Below are 12,481 nucleotides of genomic sequence, written 5' to 3'. Positions count from 1 at the left end.
CGCTGGACGGGGGCGGCGGTCTCAACGTAGGAGGGCATGGGCGAGCCTTCGGGTCAGGGTGCCTACGGTGCGGAGGGCGGCGGTGCAGCCCTGGTCGCCCAGGGCTCCGCCGAGCAGGACGAAGACGACGGTGACGGTGGCGCCGCCGGCGACGAGTCCGGCGAGCGGCGACGCGGACAGCCGGGTGGCGAACTCGCCGGCCAGGGCGGCGATCGTCGCCGCCCGCAGCGGCCGGCTCAGCTCGCGCAGCAGGCGCGGGACACGGACCGGCACACTGCGACGGCCCATGCCGGCGAGCAGCAGGACGGCGGTGACGGTGATGCCGATGGCGTTGGCGGCGGCGATCCCGGTGACGCCCCACGAGCCGACCGACCAGGCGCCGATGCAGGATGTCGCGGCGATCCCGGCGGCCATCGCGGTGACCGGGTACCAGGTGGCGCGGCCCGCCGAGAAGTAGGAGCGGACCAGGACACCGGTGAGCGTCTGGCCGAGCAGGCCGAGGGCGTAGATCCGCATCACCACGGCGGTTGCGGCGGTGTCCTGGGCGGTGAACGCGCCGCGCTGGAACAGCAGGCCGATCAGCTGCGGGGCGCAGGCCACCACCGTGGCGGCGCCGAGCAGTACCAGTGCGGCGGCCACGGCCAGATCCCGCTCCACCTGGGCCCGGGCCCGCTCGGTGTGGCCCTCGGCGAGCGCCCGCGCGACCACCGGGAAGGTGACCGTGCACAGCATCATCGACAGCGTCATCGGGATCTGCGCGACCTTCTGGGCGTAGTTCAGGTGCGAGATCGCCCCGGCGGGCAGGCCGGAGGCGAGGAACCGCTCGATCAGCACCTGCGACTGCCGGCACAGCGCGAAGAGGAGCACGGTCGCCATCAGCGGTACGTCAAGGGCGCCGGCCCCGGCCCCGGCCCCGGCCCCGGCCCCGGCCCCGGCCCCGGCCCCGGCCTCTGCCCTCGTCTCCGAGCCCGCCGCACCCCGCTTACGCAGTTCGCGTACGAGGAAGGGCAGTTGTACGACCACCATGAGACATCCGCCCGCCGCCACCCCGACCGCGGCCGAGCGCACGCCCCAGTGGCCGCCGAGCGTGTGCATCGCGGTGATGATGCCGAGGTTGTAGGCGATGTAGATCGCGGCCGGGGCCGAAAAGCGGCGGTGGGCCCGCAGGGCCGCGCTGCAGTAACCGGCGAGCCCGAAGCTGAACACGCAGGTCGCGGTGAGCCGGGTGCAGTCCACGGCGAGCGCCTGGTCGGGCAGCCCCGGCGCAAGCGCCGCCACGAACTGCGGGGCGGCCAGCGCGAGCCCTCCGCCCACCGCCGCGAACGCCAGCGCCAGCCGCGGCAGCGTACCGGCCACCAGCGCCCGCACCGGATCCCCCGGGGCGCCCTGGGCCCGCCGGGCCAGCGCCCTGCTGAACGCCGGGACCAGCGCGAACGCCAGCCCGTCCTCGATGAGCAGCGTGGCCGCGAACTCCGGCACGGTCCAGGCGACCAGAAACGCATCGGTGTCCCGCCCGGCCCCGAACAACCGAGCCAACGACTGGTCCCGCAACAGCCCCAGCAACGCCGCCGCGACGGAGAGCGAGGCAGTGACAACCGCGGCACGAGCGAGAAAACGCCGGGTGGGCGGGGGGTGGTCGGGCGGTGTGCGAGGGGTGTGTTGGGGGGTGGGTGCGCTGGGTTGGGTGGTGGGTGCGAGGACGGGGCCGGAGGCGGTGGGCGCGTCCGGGAGGGGTTCGGCGGGGGTGACGGATCCTGTCTCGGCGGTGGTGACGGGCCCCGAGGTGATCGGTGCGGTGGAACGGGTGGGGGAGGGCGGGACGACGCCGGGAGCGGCGGGCGCGGCTGGGCCTGGCCGGGCGGGTTGGAGCGCCTTGGGGGCGGCGGGCCCCAGGGCGATGGGTGCGACGGGTTGCAGGGCCCTGGGGACAGCAGGTCCCAGGGAGACGGGCGCGGTGGAACGAGTGGTGGGCGCGCCGGTGGCCCCCGGAGCGGCAGCCGCGGCCGGACGCCACTCGGCCGACGCCATCGGACGCGTCTCGGTTGGTGCGACCGGCCCCGACTTGTCAGGCGAAACCGGGCCCGAGCCGGCCGGTGTGACCGGACTCGGCCTTGCGGGTGTGGCCGCACGCGTGTCGGCGGGCGCGGTGGGATCCGGCTCGGCCGACGGGGCCGGACGTGCTCCGGCGGATGCGACGGGACCCAGGTCCCCTGGTGTTGCCGGACTCGACGCGGACGGTGTGATCGGATGCGGCACTGCACGTGCGACGGGGTCCGGTTGTGTGGGCGCGGTCGGAACGGACTCGGTCGGCGGGGCTGGATGCGACCCGGCGGGCGCAGTCGGACTCAACGCGGAGGGCGCGACCGCCCCCGACGTACCCGCCGCGACCGCCCCCGACCCGTCCGGCACAACTCCACCCGGCCCGTCCGGCGTAACCGCCCCCGACGCGCCCGCCCCCGACCCGTCCGGCGCAACTCCACCCGGCCCGTCCGGCGCGACCGCCCCCGACGTACCCGCCCCCGACCCGTCCGGCGCAACTCCACCCGGCCCGTCCGGCGCGACCGCCCCCGACGTGCCTGCTGCAACCCCGCCCCACTCGCCCGCCGCAACCCCGCCCGATCCGTCCGGCGCAAGGCAACCCAACCCGGCACGTGTGGTGGCCCCAGGGGCGGTGTCGGGGGTGGGTGTGGTGTGGTCCGGGGCGGTCCGGGGTGCCGAGCGGGCCACCGGTACCGTCGTGTCGCCCGGGGTGGTGGCCGGTTCGTGGTCCGGCAGCCTGCCGGTCCTCGGGTCCGTCATCGGTCGGCCTGGGCGGTCAGGCCGCACCAGGCGGCCATGCCGAAGCACACCGCCGTCAGGACGGTCGAGGGGCCGCCGATGTCGGCGTACGCGAAGTCGACCAGCTGCCACAGGAGCAGGCCGCAGGCGATCAGGGCGCAGTCCAGGCCGTGCCCGCCCGACGTCCGGGAGCGGTGCAGGCCGTGCAGGGCGCGGATCAGCAGGGCCAGCCAGCCGCCCGCGAGGCAGAGCAGGCCGATCAGGCCCTGTTCGCCGAGCACCAGCAGGTACATGTTGTGCGGGGAGAGGAGGGGCTGTCGGCGGAACGCGGCACCGGCGCCCTCCGTGTCGCTGCCGGACGACAGGGCCAGGGAGGCGTGTCCGTCCCGGTACTCGGGGAAGCCCTTGAGACCGACGCCGATCAGCGGGTGTTCGCGCCACATGCCGAGCGCGGCCGCCCACATCGTGTACCGGTCGGTGACCGACTGGTCGGGCGCGTCGGTGACCTGGGTGATGCTGTCGATCCGCTCCTGGAGCATCGCCGTACCCGCCCCGAACCCGCCCACCAGCACCACGCACAGCGCCACCCCGGCCGCGCCCGTCCGCAGCGCCCGGCGCAGCCCCGCCAGCACCAGCTGCGCGGTGAGGGTGACGGCGGTGGCGATCCAGGCGCCCCGGCTGAAGGAGACCGTGAGGGGGAGCAGCAGCGCCAGGGCGCAGGCCGTGGCCGTCAGGCGGACGCGGACCGGGCCCCGGCCCAGCGCCAGGCCCGTTGCGCAGACCAGCCCGAAGGACACCACCGTCGCCATGCCCATCACGTCCGACGGGCCGAAGGTGCCGACCGCGCGGATGTCCTCGCCCTGGTAGGAGGCACCGGTTTCGGTGAGGTACTGGTGCACGCCGACCGCGCCCTGGAACATCGCCAGCGCGACGAACGACCACGCCAGCAGCCGAAAGTCGCGACGGTCGCGGACCAGGAGCAGGACGGCGGCGGGGACCAGCACGAAGATCTGCAGGTAGCGGCCGAGGCCGGCGATCCCGGCGCCCGGCGAGACCGCGTGCAGCGCGGCCAGCGACACGCCGAACACCGGCAGGCCGAGGAACACGGCCGCCGTCCGGGTCAGCGGGCGGCTTCGCGCGCGCAGCAGTCGTACGGCGCAGTAGGCGACCACCAGCGCGGACAGTGCGTCGGCGGGGCCCGCGCCGCCGTCGTCGCCGGGGGCGGTCGGCAGCGCGACCAGCGCGACCACGGCCATGACGGGCAGCACCGGGGAGAGGCGCGGGACGCGGTGCAGGGGCAGGGCGAGGGCCATCGGTCAGCTCCCCGTCGAGCGCACGAGCGCGGCCGCGGTGCGCAGCAGGACGCAGACGTCCTGCCACAGCGACCAGTTGTCGATGTAGGCGTTGTCGAAGCGGGCCCGGTCCTCGATGGAGGTGTCGCCGCGCAGCCCGTGGATCTGGGCGAGCCCGGTGATCCCGGTGCGCATCCGGTGGCGGGCCGCGTAGCCCGGGTGGGCCTGGCTGAACTGTGTGACGAAGTAGGGCCGTTCCGGGCGTGGGCCGACCAGGCTCATGTCACCTCTGAGGACGTTCCACAGCTGGAGCAGCTCGTCCAGCGAGGTCTGCCGCAGGAACCGGCAGAACGGGCTCATCCGCTGCTCGCCGGCCACGCTCCACCGGGTGGCGGCCTCGTGCTCGTCGGCCGGGCGGTGGGTGCGGAACTTCAGCAGGGTGAAGGGGCGGCCGTCCTTGCCGATGCGTTCCTGCCGGAAGACGACGCCGGGACCGTCGGTGCGCCGCAGCACCACCGCGCACCCCAGCAGCACCGGGCTGACCAGCACCAGCAGCGTCCCGGAGACGAGCACGTCCAGCAGTCGTTTGCCGATGCTGCCGCGCCGCCGTGAGCCGAGGTCGAGCTGCCGTACGGCGAACCCGGCGAGCTGGTCGCGCATCTGGTACGACGGCGAGTCCGCGTCCAGCTCCCACACCGTGCAGCCCGACTCGGCGAGCGCCCGCAGCAGCGGTGCCTTCCCGGTGCGTACGGCGGGGTCGACGGTGAGCACGGCCCGCACCCCGTTCTGCACCAGCGCCCGCTCCACCTCCTCGCCGCTGGTGAGCACGGGCAGGCCGCCGTGGCCGTCGGGCCGCTCGGCGACGACGCCCACGGGCCGTACCCCGCAGCGCGGATGGCGCAGCAGCGCGGCGGCCACGCGTTGCGCGGTCGCGGCGGGCCCGATCACCAGGGCGGTGTGCGGGCGGTTCCTCAGCGCCACCCGGCGCCGCCAGTGCACCGCGCCCCGGCCCGTGCAGGCCGCCGTCGCGTGCAGCGCCACCCCGAGCAGCAGGGTGCGGGCGTCGAGGGCGCGCTCGGGGGCGTAGGCGGCGAGCAGCGCGGCGAGGGCCAGCCAGGCCACCGCGATCCGCCCGCACACCGCGGGCAGTTCGTCGAGCACGGCGGGCACGAGCCGGGTCGTGTGCGGGCGCAGCAGCAGTGCGCCGCAGACCAGCGCGGCCACCAGCACCGGCCGGTGCGCGGTCTCGTCCAGCGCGACCGTGCCGACCAGCGCCGCGAACAGATCCGCGGCGATGAGGGGCAGTGGGGAGACGGGCCGGGCGGGCGGGCGCCGCAGCGGGAACCGGAAGCCGCCGGCCGTGCCGGCCGTGCCGGCCGCGCGGGCCGGAAGGACCGAGACGGCCGGGAATCCGGGGTCCCAGGGCTGTGCGCCGGGGGAGGGGACGGTACGTTCCGCGGTCACGAGGGGGTGGACTCCCTGCACTCGGAGGGCACGTGCGGGTGTGTTTGTCTGTCTGCCTCCGGGCGGCACGGACGCGCCCCTTCGGCGGCGTCGAGCAACTCGCGGTACAGGGCCGCGATCCGCTCGGCGGTGTGCCGTACGTCGTGCGTGGACAGGACGTGCCGGCGCCCCTGGTCGCCGAGCGCGGCGCGCAGCGGCGGGTCGGACAGCAGCCCGGCGACCGCCCCGGCCAGAGCCGTGGGGTCCTCCGGGGGGACCAGACAGCGGGCGGCGAGGGCGGGCGGCAGGCTCTCGCGGGCGCCGTCGACGTCGGTGAGCACGACCGGCCGGCCGCAGCCCAGTGCCTCCAGCGGGGCGAGCGCCATGCCCTCCCAGCGGGAGGGCAGCACCACCAGGTCGGCGGCCCGGTACCAGGGCACGACATCGGTGACCGCGCCGGCGAACCGTACGGAGGGGTGGGCGCGTTGCTGCAGCGTCTCGCGGTCCGGACCGTCACCGACCAGGGCGAGCCTCGCCTGCGGCACCGCTGCGAGCACCTGTTCCCAGGCCTCCAGCAGCACGTCCTGGCCCTTCTGGCGGCAGAGGCGGCCGACGCAGACCACGAGAGGAGCGGATCCGAGGGGGGCGTGCGGGCCCGGTGAGAAGCGTGCGGTGTCGATGCCGTTCGGGACGACGGCGTACGCGGCCCGGACCCCGGCGCGCAGCCCGGTGGTGCGCTCTGCCTCGCTGACGCACACGACCCGGTCGGCCCAGCGCGCCCCCCACCGCTCCCAGCGCAGCGCGAGCGCCGCCGTGGCGCCGCCGACCGCCTCGAAGGACCAGGCGTGCGGCTGGAACACGGTGGGGATCCGGCCGCGGACGGCGAGCCGGCCGGCCAGGCCCGCCTTGGCACTGTGCGCGTGCACCAGTTCGGGCCGTACCTCGTCGAGCAGTCGTACGAGCCGCCGTACCTCGCCCGGCAGGCCCGGGCCCGGGGCGCGGCCGGCCCGCCAGTGGTGGACGTCGACGCCCAACTCCCGCAACTGTAAGGCGAGTTCACCGTCGGGACAGGCCGTCGTGACGTGCAGGCCCGCCGCGAGCTGGGCGCGCGCCAGATCCAGGACGACCCGGGCGACACCGCCGTCGACGGGTTGCGCGAGGTGCAGGACCCGTGGCCGGGGGGCGGGCGCTGGCTGGTGCATGGGCGGAATACCTCGTTCACAGGGGGGGCGCTCGGGACGGCGGTCGGGAACGCGCCTCACACCTGTGCGTCCACGGCGGCGAAGAGGACGTCGGCCCATGCCGTTTCCGGCAGGGGAACGAGCCGGAAGCCCGGCTGGTCACCGCCGCGCCGCCGATCCGGGCCGAGATCGGACAGGTCGGAGTCGTGGCCGAGCGTGTTGGCGTAGCCAGAGATCCGCCGGGCGGGTGTGGGCCCCGGTGCGCTGGTCGTGGGGGCGGGTACGTCGTCAGGTGGATTGACGGAGCCGCCGAATGCGACAGACGTACGCCGGATCGCTGTGACGGGCGTACGCCGGGGGCCGGAGGAGAGCGTGCGCCGGTCGCCCGCGCCGGTGAAGTCCTCGCTGACCGTGTGCCGCACCGTGTGCGGACCCAGGAGCTTGCGCATGACCGGCGGTGCCCTTTCGCATGTGCTGGAGAGGGCCGTAACTCTAGCCGCTATGCGTATTAATCCGTTGAAAGAGGACAAGTGTGTCGGAAGTGTGAAGGGTAACCCTTTGCGTGTATCACCCCGTTGGCGGCACAACTACCGGCGCCGGCCCGCGTTGACACAACGCCGGGCGTCCGCCCGCATGTTTGCCTCGATCCCCAAGGAGCACCTCTCCATGTCGCGTATCGCGAAGGGTCTGGTCCTGACCTCCGCCGCCGTCGTGGCCGTCGCCGGCGGTGCCGGTGTGGCCTGCGCCGACTCCGGTGCGGCCGGCGTCGCCAAGAACTCGCCGGGCGTTCTGTCGGGCAACACCGTCGAGATCCCGATCCACGTGCCGATCGCCCTCTGCGGCAACACCGTCGACGTCATCGGTCTGCTGAACCCGGGCTTCGGAAACACCTGCGTCAATCACTGACGCCGGGACACAACCCTTCGGCCGGCCGTCCGTCCCGCGTATCCGCCACGGGGCGGACGGCCGATTCCTCCGCTCCCCCGGATGGATCAGATCCATGATCCACCGGTTGCGAGGCGCTGTCGGTGAACGGACGGTGGGCACAGGTCCCGCTGTTCACCGAAAGGAACTCCCATGCGTGTTCTGTCCGCGCGGCGCCTTGCGTCCACCACCCTCTGCGCCGCCGTCCTGGCCGGTGTCACCTGCCCGGCAGCCGTTGCCGCCGACGCGGCCCGAGAACACGCGTCCAGCGCCTCCTCTCCCGCCACGCAGGCAGAGGAGCAACTGCTCGTCCAGGTCAGAGCCCTGGACGCGACCCGTGTCGTACTCCAGCCGGTCGTCGACCTGCTCAACGAGTCGCTGAAGAAGGGCAGACTGACCTCCGAGGAGGCCGACAGGCTCGGCGGGGCGGCCCGACGGGCCATCAACGAGGTGGCCAGGACTGCCCCGGTCCTGCCGGCACCGGCCGCGCCCAGGGCTCCCGTGACGCCCGGCCTCTCCTCGACCGCCAAGCTCCCGATGGTCCCGGACCGCCCGGCCGTCGTGAAGCACGCCGACGACGGCAAGGCCCCCGCGGCCCGCGACGCCGTCGGCGACCTGCTCGCCTCTCTCCAGACCGCGGTCAACAACCTGCTCAAGGCGGCCACCTCCGGCCTGTCCACGGTGGTCTCGGCGGCCGGCGGCGTGGTGTCCAACCTGGTCGGCCTGCTGACGTCCACGCTCGGCCTGGCCACCTCGAACGCGGCCTCCCCGGCCTCGGTACCGAACCTGCCCGCGACCGGCTGACCCTTCGGCGCGTGCACCACTCAGCCGCCGTACCGCCCGGTACGGCGGCTGAGTGCTGTTCCCGAGGAGCCGAACCTCGGGGATCTCATATGTCTTGTGCGTACGGGGTTTCCGCCCCGGCCGGATCTCGTTAGGCACGGCGTCAGAATTCACTGGGGTGACTTGAGTTGCCGAAGGAAGGAACACGATGAAGTCCCTGAAGGCTGCCGCTGTCGTTGCCGGTTCCGTGGCCCTCGCAGGCGTTGCCGCGCCCGCGTTCGCCTACAACGCCGCCGACGTGACGCCCACCAGCCTCAACGGCGCCGTCAACCAGCTCACCAAGGGCCCGCTCACCCTCAACGACGCGATGCCGATCCATCACCAGTCGGACGCGCTCAACACCGAGAACAAGAACTCCCTGCTCCACACGGTCAAGGGCGCAACCGGCGCGCTGAACCAGCACAACCCGCTGCTCGGCGGCCTGCCCCTGCAGAGCTGACACCCCGCCCGTACGCACGGAGGCCGGTACCGCACCCGCGGCACCGGCCCCCGGCTTTTGCGGCCCCGCTTCCCTCGTTCGTGTGGAGCGGGTCCGGGCGCTCGTCCGGAAGGGTGAGAAGCCGTCAGAGGGCCCGCGGAAGCGTCGATAGGGTCGCGCGGTGACCTCAACCCCAAGCGACATCCGCCCGGCCGGCCTCGGCACGCTCGTCCTGCTCGCATGGAGCGGCGAGGCCCCCGACGGCGCCGACATGCCCTATCTGCTGGCCTACTCCCTGGGTGACGCCGAGGGCGGCCCCGAGGCCACCGCGGCGGCGGTCGAGCACCTGCTGACCAGCAACGGGCTGCCGGTCGGCGGCGACCTGGTCGACGGCAACGCCCGGCCCAGCCTCCCCGTCAGCCTGCTGGTCGAGGCAGGCCAGGCCGTCGTACGGATGCCACAGCTGGTCGCGCAGGCCGGTGCGCCGCCGGAGTGGCTCGAGGCCGTCGCCGAGCGCGGCTACGCCTACCTCGTGTTCACGACCCGCGCCTGGCCCGAGGGCGAGCCCGGCAAGACGGTCGAGCCGGCCGACCTCGCCGCCTTCGCCGGTGCCGAGGAGACCCTGAACGCCGCCGCGCACATCGTCCTGCCGGCCGCCAGAGTGCGCCACTGATGCCCAAGCCCCTGGCCGGCGGCAGGGGATTCGGGCTGCTGCTGGTACTCACCGGGGCGGCCGGGCTGCTCGCCTCCTGGGCCATCACGCTCGACAAGTTCAAGCTGCTGCAGAACCCGAACTTCGTGCCCGGATGCAGCCTGAACCCTGTGGTGTCCTGCGGCAGTGTGATGAAGAGCGAGCAGGCCGCGGCCTTCGGGTTCCCCAACCCGATGCTGGGCCTGGTGGCCTACGGCATCGTCGTGTGCGTCGGTATGAGCCTGATCGCCGGGGCCCGCTTTCCCGGCTGGTACTGGCTGCTGTTCGAGGCCGGCTGCCTGTTCGGCGTCGGATTCGTCTCCTGGCTCCAGTACGAGTCCCTGTACCGGATCAACGCGCTGTGCCTGTGGTGCGCTCTGGCCTGGGTCGCCACGATCCTCATGTTCTGGTACGCCACCTCGCTGGTCGTCGCGCACGGCTTCCTGCCCGCGCCGACCTGGCTGAAGGGGTTCCTCGCCGAGTTCACCTGGGTGCTCCCGGTGCTGCACATCGGCGTGGTCGGCATGCTGATCCTGACCCGCTGGTGGGACTTCTGGACCAGCTGAAGAGTGACCAGCCGACAATTACGGCAGCCGGGCGAATTGTGAACAGAAGTGGTTTTCCGGCTCGTTACGCGGTACGGACGTCGAACTCCCGCATCCTGGAAGGGACCGTACCTGACATGAAGTCGACCACCCGAGGAACCCTTGCCGCCGTCGTCACGGGCGTCGCGGCCGCCGTGGGTGCCGCAGCCACCCCCGCCGCCGCGGTCGGCACGGTCCCCATTTCCGTGCCCCTGGAAGGCGCATCCGAGTCCCTCGGCATGGAGATGCCGAAGGCGGGCCTGGAGCTGCCGGCGCCGCTGATGATGCCGGGCGCACCCCAAGGCCCGCGCTACGTCACCGGCCACCTGCTGCCCGACCGCACCCTGCCCCCGGTGCCGATGTCCGGCGGCCTGCCCGGAGTCAACCTCGACGCACCGATCCCGCGGGTCCTCGGCGACCGCTTCGACCACGTGGCCGTCGACACCCCCGTCAACGACCTGCACACGCTGACCCCCGGCGTGGTCGCTGACGCCCCCCTGACCCGGCCCAACCCGGACAACTTCGGCCTCCCGGACCTCAAGGAGCCGCAGCTCGGCATCATCGCCCCGGCCCTGCAGACGATCGCCGACGCGGACGTGGCGGGCGGCGCGGGCCGGTAGGCCCTCAGGGGGCTGTGGGCCGTGGGCCCGTGGCCCGTGGCCCGTGAGCCGTGAGCCGTGCGGGGCGCGCGCTGGGGTACGAAGGGCTGCGCCCCTTGTCGGCCCGGCCGTCTCCGCCGCCCGGTCCTGTTGCCCGGTCCCGTTCTCCGGTCCCGTTCTCCGGTCCGTTGTACTCGACCGCCGAAGCCGCCGAAGCCGCCGCACCGCCTCCACCGCGCCCCCGTTCGAGCCGGGCGTCGTAGCCGCTCCTCCCCACCGGATGGCTCTGGTGCGGTGACCCTCCGTGCCCCGGGCCGGTTAGCCGGTACGGCGTCCGGTCGTGGGCGTCCGGTTCCAGGCGAGGAGCGCGTGATGGTCTTCGGTATCGACGGAGCGACGGTGGGCGCGGGGCGGCAGGGGAAAGAGGGGGCGGCGAGAGCGGCCCGGAGGGACGTGGCGCGGGGGCTGCTGGCCTCGGTCGCCGCGCTGGCACTGGCGCCGGTCGTCGGCGCGTCCCGGCCCGTGCCCCCGATGCGGTCCTCGGACGGCACCTCCTTCGACGAGGTCTACCGGGGCCGCCTCATCCAGGGCGTGCTGGTGCCGGTCGTCGAGGGCGGGACGACCGAGGAGGACTGGCGGATCACCGTCGACGGGCGCCCGCTGCACCTGATGCGGCGGGCCGACGGCACCTGGCTGAGCATGGTCGACCACTACACCTCGTACCGGACACCGCTGGAGGCGACCCGGGCGGCCGTGGACGAGATCGGCCCCGGCCAGCAGCTGCGCGACGACCTGGCCACGGACCCGATGGGCGGCGAACAGATGCACATGGGGGAAGACCGTGGCGTACGTGCGTAGGGACGTCGGCACGCTCACCGCGAGCGAGCGGCGCCGGTTCGTGAACGCCCTGCTGGAACTCAAGCGGCGCGGTGAGTACGACGAGTTCGTCCGCACGCACATCGCCCACTACACCCCCGACGGCGAGACCGGTCTGCGCACCGCGCACATGGCGCCGTCCTTCCTGCCCTGGCACCGCCGGTTCGTGCTGGAGCTGGAGCGGGCGCTGCGCCGCGTCGACTCCTCGGTGACGGTGCCGTACTGGGACTGGACCCGGGACCGTACGCCGGCCTCGGTGCCGTGGACGAAGGACCTGCTCGGCGGCAACGGACGGCGCTTTGACCAGCAGGTGACGACCGGGCCGTTCGCCTATGCGGCCGGTCACTGGACCATCAAGGAGGGCGTCACCGACGGCAGGTTCCTCACCCGGGACCTGGGCCGTGCCGCCGCCCCCTTGCAGCTGCCCACGAAGAGCGACCTGCGGTGGGCGCTCGACGACCCCGTCTACGACACTCCGCCGTGGGACTCGACCGTGACCAGCGGCTTCCGCAACAAGCTGGAGGGCTGGGGGCAGGGCAGCGGCAGCGCCTCCTGGCACAACCACAACCGGGTGCACCGCTGGGTCGGCGGGGTGATGCTCGGCGGTGCCTCGGTCAACGACCCGGTGTTCTGGCTGCACCACGCCTTCGTCGACCTGCAGTGGCAGCGCTGGCAGCGGGCGCACCGCGAGCACCGCTATCTGCCGGCCGACCCGCCCGGCCCCGCCGACGACCAGAACGGGCGGGTCGTCGCCCGCTACGGGAAACTGCCGCCGTGGGACGAGACACCGGACCAGCTGGAGGACCTGAGCCGGATCTACCGGTACGCCTGAGGCCGCGGGCTCCCGGGCAC

Annotated in this window: 13 protein-coding genes; 8 read left to right on the top strand and 5 right to left on the bottom strand. The window is 73.8% G+C overall.

Translation table 11 applies throughout. The annotated features are described in order from the left end of the window. Positions 1-21: 21 nt before the first annotated feature. The 5 genes from murJ to GQF42_RS17175 form a co-directional block, all read right to left on the bottom strand. On the bottom strand, positions 22-2,028 hold the full coding sequence (murJ, locus tag GQF42_RS17195) for a murein biosynthesis integral membrane protein MurJ (RefSeq protein ID WP_233273371.1): 2,007 nt from the start codon (positions 2,026-2,028) through the stop codon (positions 22-24). Positions 2,029-2,795: 767 nt separating this feature from the next. Next, complete coding sequence (locus GQF42_RS17190) at positions 2,796-4,091, bottom strand: O-antigen ligase family protein (RefSeq protein WP_158920903.1); 1,296 nt, start codon at positions 4,089-4,091, stop codon at positions 2,796-2,798. Between the two features lie 3 nt (positions 4,092-4,094). Beyond that, a complete protein-coding gene (locus tag GQF42_RS17185) occupies positions 4,095-5,534 on the bottom strand; it encodes an exopolysaccharide biosynthesis polyprenyl glycosylphosphotransferase (protein ID WP_158920901.1) in 1,440 nt (479 codons plus the stop codon). Continuing rightward, the gene (locus GQF42_RS17180; RefSeq protein ID WP_158920899.1) at positions 5,531-6,715 is read right to left on the bottom strand and encodes a glycosyltransferase family 4 protein; all 1,185 of its coding nucleotides are present in this window, start codon (positions 6,713-6,715) and stop codon (positions 5,531-5,533) included. Before GQF42_RS17180 ends, GQF42_RS17185 begins: the two co-directional genes overlap by 4 nt. Positions 6,716-6,771: 56 nt before the next feature. Next, complete coding sequence (locus tag GQF42_RS17175) at positions 6,772-7,143, bottom strand: hypothetical protein (RefSeq protein WP_158920897.1); 372 nt, start codon at positions 7,141-7,143, stop codon at positions 6,772-6,774. Between the two features lie 217 nt (positions 7,144-7,360). Here GQF42_RS17175 and GQF42_RS17170 point away from each other — a divergent pair, with 217 nt between their 5' ends. From GQF42_RS17170 to GQF42_RS17135, 8 genes are all read left to right on the top strand, one after another. Beyond that, the gene (locus GQF42_RS17170; protein ID WP_158920895.1) at positions 7,361-7,600 is read left to right on the top strand and encodes a chaplin; all 240 of its coding nucleotides are present in this window, start codon (positions 7,361-7,363) and stop codon (positions 7,598-7,600) included. A 171-nt stretch (positions 7,601-7,771) separates the two neighbouring features. Further along, positions 7,772-8,422 carry a hypothetical protein gene (locus tag GQF42_RS17165; RefSeq protein ID WP_158920893.1) on the top strand — a complete coding sequence of 217 codons (651 nt, stop codon included), beginning with the start codon at positions 7,772-7,774 and terminating at the stop codon, positions 8,420-8,422. Between the two features lie 187 nt (positions 8,423-8,609). After that, positions 8,610-8,900 carry a hypothetical protein gene (locus GQF42_RS17160; protein WP_158920891.1) on the top strand — a complete coding sequence of 97 codons (291 nt, stop codon included), beginning with the start codon at positions 8,610-8,612 and terminating at the stop codon, positions 8,898-8,900. A 160-nt stretch (positions 8,901-9,060) separates the two neighbouring features. Continuing rightward, the gene (locus GQF42_RS17155) at positions 9,061-9,552 is read left to right on the top strand and encodes a DUF5949 family protein (protein WP_158920889.1); all 492 of its coding nucleotides are present in this window, start codon (positions 9,061-9,063) and stop codon (positions 9,550-9,552) included. After that, entirely contained in the window at positions 9,552-10,136 is a 585-nt protein-coding gene (locus tag GQF42_RS17150) for a vitamin K epoxide reductase family protein (RefSeq protein WP_158920887.1), read from the top strand. Before GQF42_RS17155 ends, GQF42_RS17150 begins: the two co-directional genes overlap by 1 nt. 116 nt (positions 10,137-10,252) lie before the next feature. Beyond that, entirely contained in the window at positions 10,253-10,774 is a 522-nt protein-coding gene (locus GQF42_RS17145; protein ID WP_158920885.1) for a hypothetical protein, read from the top strand. A gap of 351 nt (positions 10,775-11,125) precedes the next feature. Further along, positions 11,126-11,611: a tyrosinase family oxidase copper chaperone gene (locus GQF42_RS17140; RefSeq protein WP_158920883.1), complete on the top strand. Its 486-nt coding sequence runs from the start codon at positions 11,126-11,128 to the stop codon at positions 11,609-11,611. Further along, a complete protein-coding gene (locus GQF42_RS17135) occupies positions 11,595-12,461 on the top strand; it encodes a tyrosinase family protein (RefSeq protein WP_158920881.1) in 867 nt (288 codons plus the stop codon). The genes GQF42_RS17140 and GQF42_RS17135 overlap by 17 nt, the downstream gene beginning before the upstream one ends. Positions 12,462-12,481: the final 20 nt, after the last annotated feature.

The sequence above is a fragment of the Streptomyces broussonetiae genome (assembly GCF_009796285.1).
GTDB classification, from domain to species: domain Bacteria; phylum Actinomycetota; class Actinomycetes; order Streptomycetales; family Streptomycetaceae; genus Streptomyces; species Streptomyces broussonetiae.
The sequence above is the reverse complement of the archived record's forward strand: the minus strand, read 5'-3'. Positions and strand labels throughout refer to the sequence as shown.

Bases quoted from the DNA above. Each gene is read 5' to 3' on its own strand.
- GQF42_RS17150 (WP_158920887.1), top strand. From the start codon at position 9,552: ATGCCCAAGCCCCTGGCCGGCGGCAGGGGATTCGGGCTGCTGCTGGTA.
- GQF42_RS17170 (WP_158920895.1), top strand. From the start codon at position 7,361: ATGTCGCGTATCGCGAAGGGTCTGGTCCTGACCTCCGCCGCCGTCGTG.
- GQF42_RS17145 (WP_158920885.1), top strand. From the start codon at position 10,253: ATGAAGTCGACCACCCGAGGAACCCTTGCCGCCGTCGTCACGGGCGTC.
- GQF42_RS17160 (WP_158920891.1), top strand. From the start codon at position 8,610: ATGAAGTCCCTGAAGGCTGCCGCTGTCGTTGCCGGTTCCGTGGCCCTC.
- GQF42_RS17190 (WP_158920903.1), bottom strand. From the start codon at position 4,091: ATGGCCCTCGCCCTGCCCCTGCACCGCGTCCCGCGCCTCTCCCCGGTG.
- GQF42_RS17180 (WP_158920899.1), bottom strand. From the start codon at position 6,715: ATGCACCAGCCAGCGCCCGCCCCCCGGCCACGGGTCCTGCACCTCGCG.
- GQF42_RS17140 (WP_158920883.1), top strand. From the start codon at position 11,126: ATGGTCTTCGGTATCGACGGAGCGACGGTGGGCGCGGGGCGGCAGGGG.
- murJ (WP_233273371.1), bottom strand. From the start codon at position 2,028: ATGGCGTCGGCCGAGTGGCGTCCGGCCGCGGCTGCCGCTCCGGGGGCC.
- GQF42_RS17165 (WP_158920893.1), top strand. From the start codon at position 7,772: ATGCGTGTTCTGTCCGCGCGGCGCCTTGCGTCCACCACCCTCTGCGCC.
- GQF42_RS17175 (WP_158920897.1), bottom strand. From the start codon at position 7,143: ATGCGCAAGCTCCTGGGTCCGCACACGGTGCGGCACACGGTCAGCGAG.